Here is a 21,215-nt window from a genome sequence, read left to right as displayed (position 1 = left end):
CGGCAACCGGGCCGCGATCAGCGCAGGCCCAGCCAGATCGCGGTCAGCGCCTGCGTCATCTCCGCCGCTTCCGCGTCGGTCAGGCGGGCATGTCCGGGCAGGAACGGCGCGACCGCGCGGCCGGAATACCGGCCCGTCAGGACATTGTCCCGCAGGACCAGATTCAGCCGGACGAAGCTGCGCGCCGTATCATGGCAGGTCCTGCACCGCTGCCCAAACAGCGCGCCCGACTCGATCTGCGCCCGGAACATCTGCAACAAAAGGGGAGTGTATCCCCTTGACATACGGTATCCCGGTTCCTATCTTTTAGGTATAGGAGCCAAGCCGATGAAGATGACCAACGTTCGCCAGTTCTTCAACCAGTTCCCGTCAGACGACGCCTGCTTGGAGCATTTGTTCAACGTTCGGTTTGGTCAGGGCCACGTCTGCCCCAAGTGCGAGCGCGCGGCCAAATGGTATCGCCTGCAATCCGAGCAAGCCTATTCCTGCCAATGGTGCGGCCATCACATTCACCCGATGGTCGGTTCGATCTTCGAAAAGAGCCGCACACCGCTGCAACTCTGGTTCTATGCAATTTACCTGTTCACCACGTCCAAGCACGGTGTTAGCGGCAAGGAATTGCAGCGCCAGCTTGGCGTGACCTACAAGACTGCATGGCGCATGGCATCGCTGATCCGCGAGCACATGGCGGCGATTGACGGCGAAACTCCCATTGGCGGTGAAGGCAAGATCGTGGAAGTAGATGAAACCTTCTATGGCGGCGTGACCACCGGCATGGACTGGCGCGAGCGCAAGGCCGTTATCATGGGCATGGTGGAACGCGGCGGCGACGTGATGCTCAGGGTTGTTCCTGACCAAACCCGGTGGTCGCTGATCCCCGAAATCGTTGAGAACGTGAAGCCCGGCTCAGAGGTCCACACAGACGAGCACAGGGCTTATAAGAAGGCGCTTCCGGTTACTGATTACACCCACAAGACCGTGAACCACGGCAAGGGCGAATACGCCACTCTGGACGGCACCAGCACCAACCAGATCGAGAGTTTCTTCAACCATCTGAAAAAGTCGATTGCTGGCACCCATACCAGCGTGTCGCACAAGCATTTGCAGCGTTACGTCAAGGAATTCGAGTATCGCTTCAATCGTCGGGTTCGTCCTGAGACGATGCTGGACGAGTTGCTTTCCCGGTTCCCTTCGCTGGACGTTTGATCACCTCGTCGAGTTTGTCGAGGTCGCCTTCGGGATCGGCCTCGTGTTCCTTGATGAAGTCTTCAATCTTGCCCGACTTCCGGGCTTTCTGAAGTGTAGTCTTCTCCGTCACTTTGATCTGCTCCTACTTCCATTTCAAGATCAACGATCCCGAAAATGACTTTGTAGATATCATGCATACAAAGGATAAACAGAAACAGGACCCAAACAACCGCGCCATTTGAAATCGCCACGATTAGTTGATCATTTGTGTTTAACCCCTTTACCAGAAGGACAACGATGGTCAGGACGAACCCCCAGAATATATACCAAGCGTTGTCTTTCATTTCGCGCTTTACTTCGCCTGCCGCTCTCTTGAGATCTACGTTGCCGCCAAATCGGCGCGCGACAATCCGATTTAACGCTATGTGGATATTTGCGACAGAAGCAAGCGTCACAGTGAGGACAACCGCCATCAGAGCGAGAACTTCGTGGTTTACGAAGTCGCGAAGGAAGGCGTTCTCCGAAAGCCAGTGCGGCCTGCACACAACAACAGCAGAAATCACCGCCGCCAACGCTATGAGGGCGACGACCTTAGCCATCCTTCTTGCCGAACAGCCAGGCTACCACCCCAAGAATTTTCGATTGCTCACCTTGTCGAGGCATGATGGTCTCCGGAACATCCTTTGTCTTCTTCGCTTGCCTGCTGCTAAACAGTGTCTTACGGCCTTCTTTTAGCGTAATTTTGCCGGGACCTTCTGCGGCATATTCGACCGCGCTCTCGACGAATCCACCTTCGGGTGCGACTGCTCCATCTGGGTTTTTGATGGAATACTCACTGCTTTGCCCGTTGGCCTGCTGTTTCGCAATTCTATCAAATTCCTTAAATTTTTCAAAGCCTTTTAGGCCATTTGGCGGATAAAACTCGAATGATAATTCGGTAATCCGACCACGAAATTCTTCTGCGGCCCGCCAAAAGTCCTGCTCGGACGAGATGTATTCAACGTCGCTGTGCCAAGAGAAGCCTTTCCGCTTCCTCACCACTTCTTCCAACATCGCCTGGAGGATGCGATGGGCAGATCCGACATCCTGTCGCTTTTCAAAGGCAACCACCTGTTGGTCTGCTGAAACGTCAATCGCAAGGAAGGCCGCTTTGTAATGCTTTGATTTTGTAAGAGCAAAAAGCTGTTCCGGTCCCGCATTTACCAGTTCGACGACTGGCTTCCCCACAAAGCCAGAGAAAATGTCCGGCCCCTGCACCGCATCCGGGCAGGGCATAAATGTGTATTGCCTACCAGAATAATAAAAGTCCCAACGATGCGAGAACGCCTCGGTCAGGTATTCACGTCGCGATACATCCGGCTCATTTCGATGATCTTCTTTGGCTAGGTCTCCAATTGTTGGAACACTTAGGGACAAACGCAGAAATTGAAATACTGGCATAGAAACTCCAAGTTTAGAATTTCGATACCATGCAACCTCTGTGCGTCTCGCGCAACCCCGTATGCTGAGGGGATACACCCCCCTTGATTTTACATAAAACGGATTACGCATAATTTCTTAAATATCTGTAATATAATGAAAAATAATCATTCTTCACCCGGATTCAACCAATACCGCGTGTGACGTCGTTCACCGGTTCGGCTGAGCGCACCCTTCTCGACCAAGTCCTGCAGATCGCGGGTCGCGGTTGCCCGTGAGGTCCCGGTGATCTTGAGATAGTTGTCGGCGCTGAGGCCGCCTTTGAAACCGCCAGGGCCTTCCCGAAACATTCGAGCGATGGCCTTGGCCTGGCGTTCGTTCAAGTGGTCTCTGTGACGATCGTAGAAGTGTGCCTTGCTGATGAAGAAGCCGACGCGGTCGAGTGTTGCCTGTTGGGCCTTCAAGACAACTTCCGCGAACCAGACGAGCCAATCGGTCACGTCGAGCGTTTTTTGATGCTGCTCGAGCTGGTCGTAGTATGCCTTGCGCTCCTTCTCGATGGTGAAGGCGAGCGAGATGAGGGTCGGCTGGCCAATGTTCTGCGCCAGCGACTTTTCGGCGAGGGCGCGACCCAAGCGGCCGTTGCCGTCTTCGAACGGGTGGATGCTCTCGAAATAGAGGTGGCCGAGTCCCGCGCGTGTCAGGGCCGGACGCGATTCCACGCCCCCCGGTCCGGTCCTGTTGAACCACACAGCGTATCGCTCCATCTCGGGCATGACCCGCTCCGAAGGCGGCGCTTCGAAATGGATCGTGGGCCGGTCGAGGCGGCCGGAAACGATTTGCATTGCGTCTGTGTGCTGGCGGTAGGCTCCGACGGTTTGCAACCGGCGATCATGGGACAGGAGCATCCGATGCCAGCGAAACAGTGTCACTTGGGTCAGCGGGTCCGCAAAGCCGGAATAGACATCGACCATCATTTCCGCCACGCCCTGCTCGCGCGGTTTTACCGGGGTGCTGCCGGGGTCGAGCCCAAGATGGCGGCGCAATGACGACTGGACACTGAGCCGGTCAAGGATTTCACCCTCGATGGCGCTCGTCTGCATCGCTTCCTCACTGAGCAACTCGATGCGGAGTTGCTCGCGTTCCGGCGGGCTGACATGATGGACCGCGCCGAGGATTTCCCCGGATGACAGCAAAAACTTCTGCTCGAACGGCTCCAGAGCGGAGGCGTCATACCGGAAATCCGGCCAATCGGGCAGCGTCCAGTTCCAAGCCATGAGTTATAGAAAGCCTTTCTATAACTCATGCTTAGATCATCAATGAGGTATAGAGGTCAACTCTATCGCTCAGGGAACTGCTTGGCGAGCTGTACTGACTATGGGCTGGCCACCCTTCGGTCTTGCTATGCGAAGATCCAACTTGCTCGTCGTACAAGGCCAAATTCAAGTCGCTGCTCGGCAGCCCGCGCCGATCAACTCGCCTTTGAGATGTCCACTTCGAACATCTCGACGACTACATCTGTGCGAGGTTGATCAAACCAAGCCTGCTGGAGCTCCCCGTTGTTCCATTCACAAAGGTAGCCGACGTGATCGCGGCCGCGCCGGTCGATGATCTTTCCAATTGCTTCTGCACACAGTTTTTCGTTCGGGTCATTCATGCTCTCCAATGGTGACGATGCGACACGGAGGACAAGTCTCTATTCGCCGGCGATATCTCAGCAGCCCTCGTGGGCAGCAATCGGTGGATATGAGCGAGCACTCGCCACAGTTGCATCTTTGGCCTTGATGCCAAGTGCCGAGTCGTTAAATCACGGCCCAAGACGAAATCGGACGGGCCAACTCGAAATACGACGCCGTATGACACTGACAAAGAAAGGAAAATTTTTCAGCCCCCCACATGGCGGCAGTGAAGATTTCAAGGAACTCTTCGCACGGGTAGCGGCGGCCGGCGTGGGACGCCCCATCGGCAAAGACGGTGTTCCGCAAGGGCCCTGGACACCCGACCTCCTTGCTGCGGCGATCTCTCAGATCGATACCAATCCAGCCCCTTCTGGTCCATCTCCTTGTAGGTGTTCCGCCGCATCATGACGGTTTCGGCCATCGGAAACCGGGTGAGGGCTTCTTCCATCAGGGCGGCGTCAGCACGGGTCGTTTTCGGGTCGACCATGTTGAGGACGAGGTGGTGGCGCGGAAGGCTGGAGGGGTCGTCAACACGGGATTTCAGCTTCTCAAACAAATCGGAAGTCTGCGCTCCGACATCGAAATCAGACGTCGACAGCATGACGGGTGTCACGATGTGGTCCGCAAGCACAACGATGCCGTCCGACCATTCGGCGCCGACGGCCACCGCAGCCGCGACGACATCCAGGGCCATCTGGAATCCCGCAATGCTCCGGCAAAAACGCCAAGTGTACCACCGTGGTCTTGTAGGGACCGAAAAACGTGGCGTAGGCCATGTAGGCGAACAGCGCGCCTCCGACCACGCGTAGCAACAGCGTCAGCATTGCGCGCTCCTGCTTCGATCTACGGTGTGATTGCGGCCGATATCGACCCGGTAGCGGGTATCGGCAGCGGCCAGACGCTCCAGCATTACGGCACGCGCGGCATGGATATGCGCGGAACTGGCTTCCCGCGCGACGCGTTACATCATGCCAGCCAATGCAGGCCGACGAGAATGAAGACGGCAAGAAAGAGTGTCTCGGCAGCCATCAGCGCGATGGCCTGGCCGCCGACGTCGAAAATGGTTCGGAGCGCAGTCTTCATTCCCACCGCCGCGATCGCGACGAGCAGCGCCCAGCGGGAGAGGTCGCTCAGAAGGTCTGAGACTCTGGCAGGTATCAGACCGAACGAGTGGATCGCGCCGAGCGCCAGAAACGCCCAGACGAAAACCGGAACCAGCGGCGGACACGCCTCGCCAGCTTCCGTCTTGGCGTCGAGACTGCGGACGACCAGTGAGAAGCTTAGCACGACGGGAACCAGCATGGTGACACGGAACAGCTTGACCAGCGCCGCGGTCTCGCCCGTTTGCTCCGAGACCGAAAAGCCGGCACCGACCACCTGGGCCACGTCGTGGATCGTCCCGCCAAGAAAAACCCCGGTCGCCAGATCATCGAGGCCGAAAAACCGGGCAATCGTCGGGTAGAGCACCATCGCGACTGTACTGAGAACTGTGACCGTGAGCACGGTAAAGATGAGGTTTTTCTCGGAATGCTCGTTCCTGGGCAAGACCGCCGCAATAGCCATGGCCGCCGACGCGCCGCAGATCGCCACGGCGCCGCCGGTCAGAAGGCCGAAACGCCAGCCCCGCCCGAGTAGCCGCGCGCCGAGCAATCCAACACCTATCGTCAGGACGACCCCGCAAATCGTCAGGATGATGAGGGGCGCACCAAGGCCGATCAGCATATCGATGCTGATGCGCGCACCGAGCAGCGCAACCCCGATGCGCAGCACTGTCCGCGCGGTAAAGTCGATGCCCGCCGCACATTGGCCTTCTTCGGCGAGGAAATGGAAAGCGATTCCCAGCAGGAGCGCCATAAGCATGGCTGGCGCACCGTAGTGGTCCGACAGGAACTGCGCCGCGATGCCGATGACCAGCGCCACCAGTATACCCGGCAGCCGTGAACGGATTGCTTCTGTCAGGCGCAGGCGCGATGGGCTGGCGGCAAAAGGGAACTTGACCATGCGAATTGCTCCTGAAGGCGCGTTAACGGGATGGGTCGGAGGGGACGACAGGCGGTCACGTCAATGCCGGCCCGAACGGCGGGAGGACGTGGTCGTGGCATTGGTGACTCAATGCGAGATCAGGACAGGAATGCGGGCGTTGGCGAGGACCGTCTTGGTCGTGCCGCCGAACAATTCCTCTCGGAACGCGCTGTGCTCGAAAGCGCCCATCACCAGAAGGCCTGCATCGACCTCGTCACAATAGGCGAGAATCTCCTCTCCGACCGAGCGCGTGGATTGCTCGCGACGGACCCGTTTCGCTCCGACGCCGTGACGCGCCAATGTCGTGACCACGTCGATAGCCTTCAGCGGACGCCGGATCTTCTTGCCGACACTCAGGACATCGACGCGCTGCTTGGTCTCGATAACCAACATGGCGTCGTTCAGCGCACGTGTCGCCGCACGCGCACCATCCCAGGCAAGAACCGCCGGCCGGTTTATCGTCGCCTTATCGAAGCCGGGTGGCACAACGAGAACCGGGCGCCCGCTGTTCAGCGCAATCCGCTCGGGGTGCAGGCTCGCATCCGGCACGTCGTCGGCCGTGTGACGCCCGACGACCGTGATATCGTACAGGCAGGCATATTGCGCGACCGTGGTATCGGGTTCGCCCGATAACGTGATCCAATGGACCTTGTCCGGCGGCACGTCGCCGACCAAGCGGTGGAAATCGGCACCGACCCGATCTTCATCGGCGTGGACCGATTTCTCGATGATCTCCCGCACGTTCTCCGGCATCCATGGACGCTGCGAGAAACGTTCGCGCTTGCCTTCATGGGCAAGAAGACCGGTAATGTGCGCTCCGTATTTCTGCTGCATATGCACGGCCGCCTTCAGAGCGCCTTCCGAGCTTTCCGAGCCGTTGAATGCCACAAGCAGGTTTCTTACTGCAATCATGCGCCTTCTTCCGCCTCAATGGCTTTGTTCACCGGTTTCCGTGGGAGCGAGAAGAAGACGATCACACCCACCGAGATCGCGAGGAAAACAAGCGACAGGGGGCTCTTGAACAGAAAGAACGGATCGCCGCCGGAGACTGCGAAAGCCTGCCTGAATGCCGTTTCGAGGTTGCCCGCCAGAATGAAGGCAATGACAAAGGGAAGTGCAGGAAACTTGAGCTTCCGCATCCCGTAACCGAGGACCCCGAAAGCGAAGGCAAAGTAGAAGACAGTGAAATCCGTTTCCTGCACATAGATTGCGGTCAGGGTCAGCAGCAGTACGATGGGCAGCAACACCTGCTTCGGCACGCGGGCCATGACGCCGCACGCGGCCATGATCCTGCCGCCGATCATCCAGTTCAGGATGTTGGCCAGCATCATGGCGGTGAACAGCCCGAAGGCGATGACGAGTTCGGGGTTCACTTCCTCGGTCGTGAAGCGAAAGACGCCCGGACCCGGGTTGAACCCACCGATGGATTCCGCGGCGAGGATAAGGAACACCGCGCCGACATTGCCCGGAATGCCCAGCGACAGGACCGGAATAAGGTTCGCGCCGGAAACCGAACTGTTGGCCGCCTCCGTCGCGGCGATGCCCTCGGGCGTGCCGTCACCGAAGGCGACCGGCCCCTTGTGCATTCTCTCGCCGGTGGAATAGCCGAGCGTCGCGGCCAAGGTCGAACCGATACCGGGCAATGCACCGATCACCGTTCCGATGGCCGCGGACACGCCGATAAACGGCATCAGGCGCTTACGGTCTGCCCAGCTCAGCCTCTGGTCGCGTTGGATCGGGGTTGGACTCACCTTGTCCACCCGACGGCTGCGCCACATTTCCTCGAAGGCGAACAGGATCTCACCCAAGATCAGCACACCCAGCACCGCCGTGATCATCGGAACGCCGGAAGACAGCACGTCGGTACCAAGAGAGAGGCGGGCATAGCTGTCCTGGCCCGTGCCGATAGTGGCAATGAAAAGCCCCAGAAAGGCAGCGATCATTCCCTTCATCGGCGAGGCCCCGACCACCGCCGCGACAAAGGCCAGCGACAGCAGGATCAGGGCCGCCTTCTCGCCAAAGCCCAGATATGCCTCGACCATCACCGCCAGGAACGGAGCACATGTAAACAGAACCAGATCCGAGAACGTATCGCCGGAAACGGAAGCGAAGTGCGCTGTCCGCAGGGCCTTTCCCGCCTGGCCCTTCTGTGCCATCGGATACCCGTCAAAGGTGGTCAGCATCGCATCCGGTGTACCGGGGGTGTTGAACAGGATCGCGGGGACCGAACCACCAACCGTCGCCCCTTTCATCACCCCGATGAGAAAGCCCAGAACCGGCAGCAACGCATCCGGCGAAAAGCCAAAGGTCGACAGCAGGATTGGCAGCGATACCGCCATGAGGAACGGCCCGGCCAGACCGGGTGTCGCACCACCGACGATACCCAGGATGAACCCTCCCAGAACCATCAGGCCGACAAGCGGAATGCCGATTCCGAACAGCTCGAACGCGGCGGGTCCGGCAATGACGGCCATGATCCCGGCCCAGACATAGTCGAGTACACCCATCAGTAATCCCCATTCGGCGGAAGGAGAATGGTGTCGAAAGGCACATCGAAAACGAGGATGAGAGCAAGCACGGCAAGCATCGACGTGAGCGCCCGGCTTGCCGAGATCCTGCCTTCAATCAGCGACGTGACGCCGAAGACCATCGTGAAGCCGCCGAGGCCGTAGCCGATATACTTCCAGGGGAATGCCGCACGCATCTGGCGATAGGTCACCGCCTCCTCTCCGGTCGGCCCGAACAGCGCGAGCGCAATCGGTCCTGCCCAATACATGAGCATGCAGGAGACCAGCATGATCGCGGCAAATGGAAGAAAGAAAGAACCGGTGTGGATATCCAGCGGCGCAGACCGTTCGGTCGCCGGTTCTCTGCGCAAGGTCAGCAGCAGATGAATGACGGCGCATATCGCGATGCCGGTTGCAGACACCAACGGCAGCATCGCGTCGCCGATATTGATTTGCCGGCGAAACGTGTATATGGGTGGCGTTTCACTATCCAGCGGAACCCAGACCATTGCGGTGACGAGCGCCGCCACAATGCACAGGAGCGCAATCCAGACCTCGTTTCTGCGGCTGAGCATGGCCCCTCCCCTATCGGTGATCAGCGACGCGAAAAACGACCGTCATGGCATGGCTATCTCCATTTCGCGCCCCAGCGCCACGAGTTCGGTCACGACGGATCTCGCCAACGGGACTCCCTCCCGCCGCGCCAGCGCTTCGGCTTGCGCCGCACGCTCGCCCGGGAGCCGCTCGCCGGCGGTTTCGCCCGCGGCCTTGTAGGTTCGGGTCCAGTCGGTGATGTGGTTGTCGTATGCGGCCCGCCCTCCGGGTGTCATGTGGTCCGGCGACAGCAGAAGGCAGAAGGCGTTGAGATTTCCCGAGGCGCTTTGTACGCCGCCTTCGGGATTCAGCCGTTCGGAATGCGTCGCACCGGCGAGGCTGGCTGCCAGTATCTCGACGATCATGGCCAATGCCATGCCCTTGTGCCCGCCGAAGGGCAAAAGGGATCCGCGCAGCGCGGCATCGGCGTCGGTCGTCGGTTGTCCTTCCGGGTCGATGGCCCAGCCTTGCGGAATCGGATCGCCTTCGCGCGCGGCGAGCAGGATGTTTCCACGTGCAGCCATGCAGCAGGCCATGTCTATCGCGATCGGCGGCCCGTTCGGACGTGGCGCAGCCAGGGCCAAGGGATTGTTGCCGATCATCGGCCGGGTAGCGCCCTGCGTGGCCATAACGGGCGATGTGGCCTGCATGATCAGGCAGACCGCGCCCGCCTCGGCAGCGCGAAGCGCATACATACCGACCGCGCCCAGATGCGCCACGTCGCGGATCTGACAAACAACAGAGCCTCGACCCTCCAGCAATTCGAGCCCCGTATCCACCGCTTGCGGCGCAACCACCTGTCCCAGAAGCCCCGCCCCATCGACCCGCAATGCGCCGGCAACTTCGGTGAAGGAAGGAGCGCCGCGCGGCGCGATCTCGCCGGATTTGAGCTTGTCGACGTAGCTGACAAGGCGCGAAACACCGTGCGTGCCAAAGCCCCGGGCGTCCGACCGCACGAGGAACTTTGCGGCAAGCTCCGCATCGCCGCACGCCACATCCGCCCGGCCCAGAATGGCGGCAACCCACGCCTCCAGTGGCGCCCAGGCAAACCGCTCCACGGGCGCGGTATCGCGATACCGGAAGGCTTCAGCGGTTGACTCGGTCTTGCTCATGTCTTCCTCCAGCCAGGCGGCGGCTTATCCGGCATTCGCAATCGAGGGGCAAGTTTCCCGAAGAATTCTCAGGAACCCGTTGTCGATCCGGCTGATGGAAAGCTCGGTATCCCCAAGCCGTTCGCTTGCCGTCAATCGACCCCGGGCCGTGCAGTCCATCATTTCCATGATGAGATCGGCGGCAAGGTCGAAATTCATTTCACCCGAAACGATCGCAGACACGTCGATATCTATGTTGTCGGCGAACCGCATGGCGGTATTGGGGCTACCCGTGATCTTCAAGGTCGGCGAAACCGGGTTGCCGATCGGGTTTCCGCGCCCGGTATTGAACAGGATCATATGCGCGCCTGCCGCACCCAGGGCAGTGACGTTTTCCGTCCCCGGTGCGGGCGCGTCCATGAATACCACTCCGCGCTCCCTGGGTTTCTCACCATAGCCGATTACCTCATTCAAAGGTGAGGTGCCCGATTTGCGTACGGCGCCCAGCGATTTCTCCTCGGTGGTCGACAGCCCGCCAAGGATGTTGTCTTCGCCAAGCGGCGCCATGTTCAACCCCAGGTGCACGGCATGCCGTTCGCAACGCTCGACGGCGGCCAGGAGCTTGGCCCGGACTTCGTCGCTTGACGCACGATCTACCAGAACATGCTCGGCGCCGATGATCTCCTCGATTTCGGAAAGAATGACAGTGGCACCCGCGTCGCTCAGACGGTCAGCGACCACGCCCATTGCGGCATTGCCGCTGATTCCGGACAGCGCGTCCGATCCGCCGCATTCCAAACCGACTACGAGGTCGGAGATTGGGCTTTTCACCAGCCGCACCGGATTGGCATCGATCAGCGCGGTCAGACGCCGCACTCCCTCGGCAAAGGCATTCAGCGTCCCGCCCTGCCCTTGCACGTCGATCCAATCCACCGGGCGGCCGGTCTCGGCAATCTTCGCTGCGATACGTTCCGCTGTCACATGCTCAAGCCCGACGACCAGCGCCGCCTGGCAATTGGGATGGCTCCCATAGTTGACAAGCGTCATATCGTGCACGCGTTGATCGTCGCCCTTCTGGCCCCGCCCATATGCCGCAACAATCGGCACGGCTCCTTGCACGGCCCCTGCGATACGCCTTGTCAACGGGTTGCAATTGTCCATGACCGCAATGACCAGCGGAAGATTCCGGATGCCCACGCGACCATCTGACCGGCCATATCCCGTGAAATGCTCGAAACTCATGCCATGTCCCCTTGCTTTATGTCACCTCGTATCCGCTTGCTTGCGATATTGTGGACGTGCACGTGATCGCCGGCCAGGATCCTGGCTGTCGCGACGCCGACGACGGCGCCGTACTTGATGACCTCATCCCCCAAATCGAGATCGACCAGTGCGATCTTATGTCCGAACGGAATGGCCTGCCGGGCAGTCAGAGGCCTGGAGGTTGTGGTTTCGTCGAGTGCCAGAACGGTCCCTTCGGCAATCTCGACCACGGTGGTGGCGACATTATCCCCGGCATCGACGATGATCAGATTTCTCATTTTCCAAGCCCTTCAGTAATTCTGGCAACTTCTGTCTTATTCTCGCCCATCATTGCCCGGTCGGGCCTTTGGCAGACAGGCCCTGACGCTTGACCTACATACAAGGCGCAGTTCGGCTTCTATGCGGTCACGGCGGACTTCGATGCCGGACCGCGCGTCAGCTCTGCCTCCAAGGTGTGCCCTAACTATCAACATCGGACAGCAGGCCGAGGTCGTTGGCGATCGCCGCATCCCGCCGGTCGTCAAGCTCCTTGCCTGTGATCAGGCGTGCCCCGGCGAAGCTTTTGATCAAGAGCTTGTGCAGGTTTCCATCCTCGTCCGAGGCGATCGCCCCGATAGCCTCGGCCAATGCTGCCCGTGCATCGTCGGGAAGACCTTCCGGCGCCAGGATCACAAAATCGGTTCCGAAGAAGTACGGAATGGCATATTTGGACAACAGGGGCGCGTCCGGCGATACTTCCAACCGGTCCATTTCTCCGGAGACGAGATTCACCAGTTGACCATTCAGGACATTCCCGCCTTGAAGCCCGCCTGCCCAGGCCAGGTCGGCATCCCCGGCGATGACGGCACTCATCGCCGCCTGCCCGCCGCGGGTCACTACCACCGTGAGATCCACATCATGTTCCCGCGAGATCAGGTATGTGGCATCCGCGAGTTTCTGCGTCGGGACGGCCACCGAGAGCTTCTCACCCGACCTGGCCGTCTCTATGACGTCTCCAAGATCGTTCCAGCCCCGGTCTGCCCGCGCGATCAAACCCATCTGGGTACCCGCGAGCGTCGTTATCATCGTCATGTCTGCTACGGAATAGCCAGGATCCCTGGTCACCAGTTCCGTATAGATCAACTCCCCCAGAGGCGCCAAGGCGATGGCGGTCCCGTCCGCGGGCAGCTTTGCAAGGCTGCTGGCCATCAGCCGACCGCCTTGCCCCGGGATGTTCTCGGGCAGGATTTCCCAGCCGTATTGCTCGTTCAGACCAGTTGCCAGGAACCGGGCCATGGAATCGGCGCTTCCGCCGGCTCCGAACGGGATGAGCAGGTTGACCGGTCCGGGGGGCGTCCAGCCCATCTCTGCCTGGGCCGGAGCCGTCACTGCGATGGCCGCGGCAATCCCGGTCGCCTTTAGAAACTTGAAAATCATGGTATCCTCCTCGAGATTTCCTACGTGCCAGATTTCAGCCAGCACAACGAACTGGAATTGGGTGCGATCACTGTGGGCAGATGAACGCCCTCGGCGCCATCACGCACCGCGATACGCAGCGTCACGGCCTCCACCGACACCGGCGCGTCGGCGGTCTGGAACCGCGCGCCGCTTGCGATCACGACATCGATACCTTCCGTACGAGGTATTTGCGCGGCAGCGCGCCCACCTGCATCAGTAACGCATTGCGTGCGCAACACCCGCTTGCCGTCCGCATCTACGCTATGCACGTCGACCGGAACATCCCCGGCATGGCCGCCATTCGACCCGTCGAGTATGTGAATACTGAAGCGCATTGCTATCTCTCCCCTTCCGGCCACATCCCGCCCATACAGAGTTGGTGACAGGGGCCGCTCGCGACCGTCACGTTAGGGCATATCCAGAGGTTGGCACAAATGCGGTTCCGGTATATCCCATGCCATAGCGGCATGGATATTTGCGGAGTGCGAGATGGAACTGAGACAGCTTAGATACTTTCTGGCCGTGGCGTCTCAGGGCAGCATCAGCCAGGCGGCGCGCGTCCTACATATCGCGCAACCTGCGCTCAGCCGACAGATAAGGCAGTTGGAGCAGGAACTTCGCTTGACGGCCTTTGAGCGGACCGGCAGCGGCACCAGACTGACGGAGGACGGAAAACGACTGCAAGTGCTGGCCGAAAGCGTGATGCAACGTATTGCGTTGATCGAAGAAGAGTTCTCCGGCCGGGGACATGAGGACAATCGCCTGAGCGTCGGGCTTCCGCCGGCAATCGGCAAGCTCCTGCTCGGAAGAACCGAGAGTTCGCTTGCGGCGCTTCGGCGCACGGCTCTTTTGCAGTTCAGCGAAGCGCCCAGCCACCGGTTGGAAGCCTGGCTCCGGGCCGGGGACATCGATTGCGCGGTGCTGACGAACCCATCGGCTGAAAGCATGCTGACGACTTCACCGCTGTGGGAGGAATCCCTGTTTGTGATCGGCGCTCCCGGCGAATTTGCCGCATCGCGGATTCCGATATCCATGCTGGATGGCCGTACATTCGTGCTCACCACGGAACAGGACTGGGTGCGCCGCTATCTTGAGGCCGAATTCGAACGCCACGGCGTGCGAACGATTACCCAGATGGAGGTCGAATCGCATTTCGCCTGCATCAATGCTTGCGCTGGTGGCGGGCTGAATTCGATCCTGCCGTTCTCGGCCTTCTCCAGTGAGTTGAGTTCCGGCGTAATCAGTGCGGCGCAAGTCGAAGGTCTGACGATCAGCAGGGTATGGGCCCGGCGGCGGCTCCTGCCCGAATCCGAGCCGATGGTGCGCCTGCACGGTATTCTGCGGGACAAGGTGGCCCCAAGATACATGAACGAGATCGCGTCCGCAGTGTCCGCGAAAGGCATCCTGTCGGCTTGATCACGCCGATATCGCAGACGCCATGCATATCCGATTGTGCTATGCCCGATGAGCATGACGTATACTGATCAGGTATTTGCGTCGATCTTCACCCCACCCCTAGACTGACCGCGCCGGCCCTGACCGACTGCCGCCGTCGAATATCGCGGCATTGTTGGTCGGCAATCGTCGAAAGGGGCAGGCATCCGCTGTCTTGCTGTGCTTCGCCCCGCCGTGCACCATTGCCCCAAGCGCCGTGACGGTCATGTGCGCCGTCTTCGCCTCAGGACCAATTATGAGCCCAAAGTTCCTTGCCGCCACCCTGTTTTTGCTCATTATCGGCTCCGTCGTCGGCTGGCTTGCACATCTCACCCCGATGCCCCTGCCCTTCATGCTTGGCAGCCTGCTGGTGGCGGGCATCATCGCCATAGGTATGCCCAACGCACTGCCGCACGGCTATGGATTCCCTCAACCGGTTCGGACCGCCTTTATCGCGATCATCGGATTTGCGATCGGCAGCGATGTCACCTCTGAGCTGATCGGAGATCTGGATGAAATGGTCTACAGCCTGATCGCAGTGAGCTTCTTCGTGTTGCTCGCGCATATGATCAACTACCAGATATTTCGCCGTCTTGGCAAAATGGACCGTACCACCGCCATTTTCGCCGGTGCCCCCGGCGGACTGATTGAAAGCGTCACCTTGGGTGAAGGCGCAGGCGCAGACACCAGACATATTGTATTGCAGCAGTTCCTGCGGATCATCTTTGTTGTTGCGCTGGTCCCCATCGCCATGTCGCTTTGGGTCGGCTATCCGGTGGGCAGCGCCGGGGGCATCGCTGCTGTTACCAGCGACGAGGCAACCGCTTCGGGCATGGTGTTCTTGCTGGCGGCCACTGTCGGGGGGATCCTTGCGGCGCGGCTTCTGCGATTGCCCGCCGGAGAACTCACGGGTCCGTTGCTTGTCGCAGCCACCCTCAATCTTGTCGGCGTCGGGGCACCCGCAACCCCATCCTGGCTGCTCAACGCAAGTCAGATCGTCATTGGTGTCTCGCTTGGCGCGCGGTTCAGCGGCTTCAGCGGCCAACTCTTGCTGCAAGGAATACGACTGGGTGCAGTTTCGGTCATCTGCATGCTGACCATCGGCACCATACTGGCTTTGCTCATTCTGCCGCTCACAAATCAGCCTCTGAGCGTTCTGCTCATCACGTTTTCGCCTGGCGGCGTCACCGAGATGGGGCTGATCGCGCTCAGTCTCCACGCCAATCCCGCCTTTGTTACGCTGCACCACATCTACCGTATCACACTGACGATCCTGCTGCTCGGGTTCTGGGCAAAACGCCTGCCGGTCACCGACGCGCATCCAAGGTGAACCCCGACAGGATCGGTCTGGCGATTTTACTTCGAGCTCCGGGATATCATCCAGCCGTTCCTTCACGATGCCATAGTCTCCGCTCTTGACCGCTTCGCAGTTGGAGATGCGAACCCCTCCTCGAGACCGAATCCCTAGGCTCCGGCCTCATTGAGTTTCAAAGCCAGTATATAACGGTTGCCGCGAGAGCGATGGCTGAGAGGAAAACCTTCGGACACCTGTCGTATCGTGTGGCAACGCGCCGCCAATCCTTTGAGCCTGCCGAACATGATCTCGATCACTGCCCGGCAGACCCGCCATCATCCTGGCAAAGATGCCGTGCTCCTTCTTGAACGCTTCTGTCGCGTCGCGCGTCTTGGGGTGCGAAGCTCCGTTCGAACGGCAGGGCTGGGCCGACCCATACTTACACCCGGTATGAACCGGGCGTCCGATTGGTCCAATTGCGAAAGGCGCGGTGGAAGTTCGCCGGGGCAGAAAAGCCCGTGTCGAAGGCAATCTGTTCGATGCTGTCCGTACCTTGCTGAAGCGCGCGGATAGCGATGTCGCGGCGCAGTGCGTCCTTTATGTCCTGAAAGGATGTCCCTTCCTCTTTCAGGCGACGGTTCAGCGTCCGGGGCGTCATTTTCAGGGCGTAGGCCGCATCCGGAAGCTGGCAGCTCTGCCAGGCCACTCCGTAAAGGAAGGCACGGACGCGCAGGCTGTTCGTATGCGCGCGCGAGCTGGTGAAGATCCAGTCAAGTGGCGCGCGTTCAAGGAACACAGAGGCCTCGGCGGGGCTGCGGGTGATCGGGCGGTTGAATTGGCGTGGATCGAAAAGGATGCTGGTTTGTGCTGCATCGAATTCGACAGGGCAAGGAAAGACGACAGCGTAGTCCGCCGCAAAATCCGGACGGGCGAAAGCGAAGCGAACCGCTTTCACGGCCGTTTCCGATCCGCCGAGCCAGGACAAGAGCCCATGCGCCAATTTCAGGATCAGCATGTGGCCAAATCGCTGCGGGTGGTTTTCCCCTGAGTAAGGGACCAGCGCCAGTTCCACCTCCTCTGGTCTGTTACGCAAGTCCAGACGAAAATCATCCAAGAGCAGGTTCCAGAACGTCGAGAAACGGTACAGCGCCGAAGTCAGGCTGCTCGCCTCACGCTGCACGGTTACAAGATGTTGCAGGGCTCGGGGGCGGATCGGGCGGCTCCAAAGCCCCATCATCTCATCCCCGGTTTCCGGCGCGGCAAGCTGATAGAGCCTTGCGATTTCCTCCAGTGTGACGCGTTGGGTCGGGGCCGTCGGGCCTGTTTGCAGACCTGAGCGCTGCAGCAGGGACGCCAGCGTTTCCGCCGTGCATCGAGACGCAAGCGCATCCAGCCAGTCCTGAATGAACCCCGCCGAAACGGTCGTCAGAGAAATGGGGTCATGGCCGGTCATGAGGGGCTTTACTTGGCGTAATCCGATACAAATTTGTCAAAAGATGAGCTTACTGGCAAGGAATGGAGCGGCTACATGACGGAAAACCATAGTGACTATTGGGGAGCCAGGTATGTCCTATCAGCCGCCCGTGCAAGATTTGATGTTCTGTATCGAACACTTGTCCCACTGGGAAAAGGTGTCCGCGCTGGAAGTGTATTCCGAACACGACCTGTCGGATATTGGCGCCGTGCTGGAGGGCCATGCTGAGTTTTGCCGCGAACAGATCGCGCCATTGTCTCGTATAGGAGACACGCTGGGGGCCCGGTTCGACAAGGGCCGCGTGACCATGCCCGAAGGCGCCGCCCGGGCCTATGCCCAGTTTGTCGAAATGGGCTGGCAGGCGCTGACCCATCCGGTGGACTATGGCGGCATCGGGCTGCCGCGTGCCGTTGGTGCGGCGGCGGTGGAGATGCTGAATGCCGCCGACATGAGCTTTGGCCTCTGTCCGCTGCTGACCGATGGGGCAATCGAGGCCCTGCTGCTGACCGGCTCGGACGACCAGAAAGCGACCTATCTGGAGCCGCTGATCGCCGGGCGCTGGTCCGGCACGATGAACCTGACCGAACCGCAGGCGGGCAGCGATCTGGGCCGGGTGGCGACCAAGGCCGTGCGGCGCGCGGATGGCAGCTATGGCATCACGGGCACCAAGATCTTCATCACCTATGGTGCTCATGATCTGACCGAGAACATCATCCACCTCGTGCTGGCGCGCGCACCCGATGCGTCACAAGGGCCGAAGGGGCTGAGCCTTTTCATTGTGCCGCAGAAGCTGGTGGAGCCGGACGGGACACCGGGGGCCGCGAACGCGGTCAACTGCGTGAGCATTGAACACAAGCTGGGCGTACGCGGCAGCCCGACGGCGGTGCTGGACTTCGCCGATGCCACCGGGTTCCTGATCGGCGAGGAGAACTGCGGGCTGGAATACATGTTCATCATGATGAACGCCGCGCGCTTTTCGGTGGGTGTGCAGGGAATTGCAATCTCCGAACGGGCCTATCAGCGCGCTCTGGCCTACGCGCGTGACCGCATCCAAAGCCGCCCGGTGAACGGCTCGGCCAAGGACGCCGTTGCGATCATCGAACACCCGGATGTCCGCCGCATGCTGATGCGGATGCGCAGCCTGACCGAAGGCGGACGCGCCATGGCGGCGGCGACCGCGGGTCTCCTGGACATCGCGCATCACCAGGATCATCCGGAAATGGCCGCGCTGGCCGAATTCATGGTCCCGCTGGTCAAGGGCTTTTGTTCGGAACGCGCGGTCGAGGTCGCGTCCTTGGGCGTGCAGATCCACGGCGGCATGGGCTTCATCGAGGAAACCGGCGCCGCGCAGCATTACCGCGACGCCCGCATCCTGCCGATCTACGAGGGCACCACGGCCATTCAGGCCAATGATCTTCTGGGGCGCAAGGTGATGCGCGACGGCGGTGCGACTGCCCGCCTGTTCGCTGCCCGAATTGCGGAAACCGAGGCGACGCTGGCACGGGGCGATGCCACCGCGCAAGCAATCGGCACAAGCCTCGCGCAGGCCCGCGGCGCCTATGAGGCCGCGCTGAACTGGATGCTGGAGACCGGCCACAAGGACATCGATGCGTCCTTCGCGGGCTCTGTCCCCTTCCTGATGCTGTCGGGCACATTGGCAGCCGGGTGGAAACTCGCCAAGGGTGCCCTGGCGGCGCAAACCGCGCTCGACGCCGGTCAGAACACGCAATTCATGACCCGGAAAATCGCCACCGCCCTGTTTTTTGCCCAGCACATTCTGCCCGAATGTGCCACCGAACAAACCCGCATCCTGCACGGCTCGCGAAGCCTGCTGGACGCGGCTTTCCCAGAATAATTACTCGAAAGGACCGGACCCATGAATGACGTCGTCAACCCCGACACCTATGAACGCCTTGCAATTTCCGCGCGCGATAACGGCCTCTATGTCGTGACGCTGAACCGTCCGGAAAAGCGCAACGCGCTGGATGTGGTCACGATCGAGGAACTGATCCGCTTCTTCAGCGGTGCCCGGATGGCGGGCGTCAGGGCCGTGCTGCTGGAAGGGGCAGGCGATCACTTCTGCGCCGGCCTCGATCTGGTCGAACATTGGAAGGCCGACCGCAGCCCCGATGACTTCATGCATGTCTGCCTGCGCTGGCACGAGGCCTTCAACAAGATGGAATATGGCGGCGTGCCGATCATTGCCGCGCTCAAGGGCGCGGTCGTCGGCGGTGGCCTGGAACTGGCCAGCGCCGCTCATGTGCGGGTGATCGACCCCGGCACCTATTTCGCGCTGCCTGAAGGTCAGCGCGGGATCTTCACCGGCGGCGGCGCGACGATCCGGGTGTCGGACATGATCGGCAAATACCGCATGATCGACATGATCCTGACCGGCCGCGTCTATCAGGGACAGGATGCCGTCGATCTGGGTCTGGCGCAATATATCGTCGAAGAGGGTGGCAGCTTTGCGAAGGCGATGGAACTGGCGGAAAAGGTCGCGCAGAACCTGCCGCTGACGAACTTTGCGATCTGTTCTGCGGTGAGCCACATGAACAACATGTCCGGCATGGACGCCGCCTATGCCGAGGCTTTCGTGGGCGGCATCGTAAACACCCAGCCCGCCGCTCGCGCGCGGCTCGAAGCCTTCGCCAACAAGACCGCTGCCCGCGTGCGGCCCAACAGCTAAGTCGGGCGGAACCGAGATGCATCCCCATTTCGAGGCTCTTCACAAGACATGGGCAAAGCATATAGGTCCACACATGACAGCACCGTTGGCGGTTTGTGCGGCGGCCGGCTCGTGCCGTGCGGGAACATCGGGCAGACCAGCGGCAAGCGGGCGAGCGATCAGCCCGTCGCACCCTGCGTCGCGCAACAGCCGTCGCGTGACGCTGCCGGTGACAACCCGCCGTGGCAGGTTGGGGCCAAGCACGATCAGTCCGGCATCAGACTCGCGGGTCGCGTGCAAGAGCTCTTGCGGCGGGTCACCCCGCCGCACCTGCCACATCACCTGCGGCACAAGCTCGGCGGCCAGGTATCCAAGCCGCGCTTCGGCCTCCCGCACCAGAACGTCATGGTGCGCCGTCAGTTCCCTGTGAGCCAGACCGGCGCGCAGCATCGCCTGTTCGAGCTGTGGCGGGAGCGCGACCGCGTGAACCATGTGCACCTTGGTTTCCGGCAGCAGGGCCATGACAAGGGACAGCGCCGATGGAACGGTATCGGGTCCGTCCACCGCCAGAAGCACGCGGTCGTAGGGCTTGTCAACGCTCGTCCTGACGATCAGAACCGGGGCATGGCCCGCCGCGATCACCCATTCGGTGGTGGAGCCAAGCCGCTTCTTGGCGAGCCACGGCTTGTGATGCGCCCGCATCACGACGAGCATTGGCCTGATCTTTTCGCAGATCTCCACCAACCGAATGGCCGGATCGCCGATCTCGATGAGGATCTCTACCCCGCCCGGATCGATGCCCTGCCGGAGCAGGGCCGCTTCGATCCGGCCACGGGCGGCACGTTCCGCCTCGCCGGGGAAGGTGGTGAACACGGACGGAGAGGTCAGGTGATCCGGCAGATCGACGATGTGCACGATGGTCAGCGCCACGCCGTGACGAGCCGCAACCCAGATACCGCGCAACAGAACCGCGTCGTCTTCTGGAAACCGGTCCACTGCCGCGAGGATTGAGAAACGCGCGAAAGTTGACGGGGCGGTAAAAAGTGGATTCCTGTTTTGGATTCAGGCCGGTACAGTTGGCCATGATTACGATACGAGATCGATTGACCGGGGATCTGTTTGATCGCTGGTCGGAAATAAGCCCCAAA

The 21,215-nt window shown here is 60.6% G+C and carries 22 protein-coding genes and 1 pseudogene; 5 read left to right on the top strand and 18 right to left on the bottom strand.

Features of this window, described 5'->3' with window-relative positions; genetic code table 11:
• Nucleotides 1-17: 17 nt before the first annotated feature.
• A complete protein-coding gene (locus QO034_RS12400; RefSeq protein ID WP_284485855.1) occupies nucleotides 18-284 on the bottom strand; it encodes a hypothetical protein in 267 nt (88 codons plus the stop codon).
• A 43-nt stretch (nucleotides 285-327) separates the two neighbouring features.
• Here QO034_RS12400 and QO034_RS12395 point away from each other — a divergent pair, with 43 nt between their 5' ends.
• A complete protein-coding gene (locus QO034_RS12395) occupies nucleotides 328-1,206 on the top strand; it encodes an IS1595 family transposase (protein ID WP_284485854.1) in 879 nt (292 codons plus the stop codon).
• Between the two features lie 62 nt (nucleotides 1,207-1,268).
• Here the strand turns inward: QO034_RS12395 and QO034_RS12390 are convergent, their stop codons facing one another.
• The 14 genes from QO034_RS12390 to QO034_RS12325 form a co-directional block, all read right to left on the bottom strand.
• Entirely contained in the window at nucleotides 1,269-1,787 is a 519-nt protein-coding gene (locus tag QO034_RS12390) for a hypothetical protein (protein ID WP_284485853.1), read from the bottom strand.
• Entirely contained in the window at nucleotides 1,780-2,628 is an 849-nt protein-coding gene (locus QO034_RS12385; protein WP_284485852.1) for a hypothetical protein, read from the bottom strand. The genes QO034_RS12390 and QO034_RS12385 overlap by 8 nt, the downstream gene beginning before the upstream one ends.
• Before the next feature lie 146 nt (nucleotides 2,629-2,774).
• Complete coding sequence (locus QO034_RS12380) at nucleotides 2,775-3,884, bottom strand: Fic family protein (RefSeq protein WP_284485851.1); 1,110 nt, start codon at nucleotides 3,882-3,884, stop codon at nucleotides 2,775-2,777.
• A 194-nt stretch (nucleotides 3,885-4,078) separates the two neighbouring features.
• Nucleotides 4,079-4,264 carry a hypothetical protein gene (locus QO034_RS12375; protein ID WP_284485850.1) on the bottom strand — a complete coding sequence of 62 codons (186 nt, stop codon included), beginning with the start codon at nucleotides 4,262-4,264 and terminating at the stop codon, nucleotides 4,079-4,081.
• Nucleotides 4,265-4,521: 257 nt separating this feature from the next.
• Entirely contained in the window at nucleotides 4,522-4,980 is a 459-nt protein-coding gene (locus QO034_RS12370) for a P-loop NTPase family protein (protein WP_284485849.1), read from the bottom strand.
• 272 nt (nucleotides 4,981-5,252) lie between these two features.
• Nucleotides 5,253-6,287 carry a YeiH family protein gene (locus QO034_RS12365; RefSeq protein WP_284485848.1) on the bottom strand — a complete coding sequence of 345 codons (1,035 nt, stop codon included), beginning with the start codon at nucleotides 6,285-6,287 and terminating at the stop codon, nucleotides 5,253-5,255.
• Nucleotides 6,288-6,395: 108 nt separating this feature from the next.
• Complete coding sequence (locus QO034_RS12360; protein ID WP_284485847.1) at nucleotides 6,396-7,196, bottom strand: universal stress protein; 801 nt, start codon at nucleotides 7,194-7,196, stop codon at nucleotides 6,396-6,398.
• A 20-nt stretch (nucleotides 7,197-7,216) separates the two neighbouring features.
• Nucleotides 7,217-8,815, bottom strand: a complete 1,599-nt coding sequence (locus QO034_RS12355) for a tripartite tricarboxylate transporter permease (protein WP_284485846.1) — start codon at nucleotides 8,813-8,815, stop codon at nucleotides 7,217-7,219.
• Nucleotides 8,815-9,390, bottom strand: coding sequence for a hypothetical protein (locus QO034_RS12350; protein ID WP_284485845.1), 576 nt, complete (start codon nucleotides 9,388-9,390; stop codon nucleotides 8,815-8,817). The genes QO034_RS12355 and QO034_RS12350 overlap by 1 nt, the downstream gene beginning before the upstream one ends.
• A gap of 42 nt (nucleotides 9,391-9,432) precedes the next feature.
• A complete protein-coding gene (locus QO034_RS12345; RefSeq protein WP_284485844.1) occupies nucleotides 9,433-10,521 on the bottom strand; it encodes an Ldh family oxidoreductase in 1,089 nt (362 codons plus the stop codon).
• 24 nt (nucleotides 10,522-10,545) lie between these two features.
• Entirely contained in the window at nucleotides 10,546-11,742 is a 1,197-nt protein-coding gene (locus tag QO034_RS12340) for a UxaA family hydrolase (RefSeq protein WP_284485843.1), read from the bottom strand.
• Complete coding sequence (locus QO034_RS12335; protein WP_284485842.1) at nucleotides 11,739-12,041, bottom strand: UxaA family hydrolase; 303 nt, start codon at nucleotides 12,039-12,041, stop codon at nucleotides 11,739-11,741. The genes QO034_RS12340 and QO034_RS12335 overlap by 4 nt, the downstream gene beginning before the upstream one ends.
• A gap of 181 nt (nucleotides 12,042-12,222) precedes the next feature.
• The gene (locus QO034_RS12330; RefSeq protein ID WP_284485841.1) at nucleotides 12,223-13,179 is read right to left on the bottom strand and encodes a tripartite tricarboxylate transporter substrate-binding protein; all 957 of its coding nucleotides are present in this window, start codon (nucleotides 13,177-13,179) and stop codon (nucleotides 12,223-12,225) included.
• A gap of 20 nt (nucleotides 13,180-13,199) precedes the next feature.
• Entirely contained in the window at nucleotides 13,200-13,535 is a 336-nt protein-coding gene (locus tag QO034_RS12325) for a hydroxyisourate hydrolase (RefSeq protein ID WP_284485840.1), read from the bottom strand.
• 154 nt (nucleotides 13,536-13,689) lie between these two features.
• Between QO034_RS12325 and QO034_RS12320 the strand changes: the two genes are divergently transcribed.
• A complete protein-coding gene (locus QO034_RS12320) occupies nucleotides 13,690-14,616 on the top strand; it encodes a LysR family transcriptional regulator (protein WP_284485839.1) in 927 nt (308 codons plus the stop codon).
• A 274-nt stretch (nucleotides 14,617-14,890) separates the two neighbouring features.
• Nucleotides 14,891-15,964 (top strand): AbrB family transcriptional regulator, encoded by a 1,074-nt coding sequence (locus QO034_RS12315; protein WP_284485838.1) that lies wholly within the window; start codon nucleotides 14,891-14,893, stop codon nucleotides 15,962-15,964.
• A 157-nt stretch (nucleotides 15,965-16,121) separates the two neighbouring features.
• Here QO034_RS12315 and QO034_RS12310 read toward each other — a convergent pair.
• Nucleotides 16,122-16,242, bottom strand: a pseudogene (locus QO034_RS12310) (transposase); the annotation flags it as partial.
• Nucleotides 16,243-16,367: 125 nt separating this feature from the next.
• Nucleotides 16,368-17,381 carry an AraC family transcriptional regulator gene (locus QO034_RS12305; RefSeq protein WP_284485837.1) on the bottom strand — a complete coding sequence of 338 codons (1,014 nt, stop codon included), beginning with the start codon at nucleotides 17,379-17,381 and terminating at the stop codon, nucleotides 16,368-16,370.
• 112 nt (nucleotides 17,382-17,493) lie between these two features.
• Here QO034_RS12305 and QO034_RS12300 point away from each other — a divergent pair, with 112 nt between their 5' ends.
• Both QO034_RS12300 and dmdD read left to right on the top strand, forming a co-directional pair.
• Entirely contained in the window at nucleotides 17,494-19,257 is a 1,764-nt protein-coding gene (locus tag QO034_RS12300; protein WP_284485836.1) for an acyl-CoA dehydrogenase, read from the top strand.
• 21 nt (nucleotides 19,258-19,278) lie between these two features.
• Nucleotides 19,279-20,088 (top strand): methylthioacryloyl-CoA hydratase, encoded by an 810-nt coding sequence (gene dmdD, locus QO034_RS12295; protein ID WP_284485835.1) that lies wholly within the window; start codon nucleotides 19,279-19,281, stop codon nucleotides 20,086-20,088.
• Nucleotides 20,089-20,127: 39 nt separating this feature from the next.
• Here the strand turns inward: dmdD and QO034_RS12290 are convergent, their stop codons facing one another.
• A complete protein-coding gene (locus QO034_RS12290; protein ID WP_284485834.1) occupies nucleotides 20,128-21,063 on the bottom strand; it encodes a universal stress protein in 936 nt (311 codons plus the stop codon).
• Nucleotides 21,064-21,215 lie beyond the last annotated feature (152 nt).

Source organism: Sedimentitalea xiamensis, assembly GCF_030164465.1.
In the GTDB taxonomy this organism is placed as follows: domain Bacteria; phylum Pseudomonadota; class Alphaproteobacteria; order Rhodobacterales; family Rhodobacteraceae; genus Sedimentitalea; species Sedimentitalea xiamensis.
Note: the sequence above shows the minus strand (reverse complement) of the source record. Positions and strands in the feature narration are given on the sequence as shown.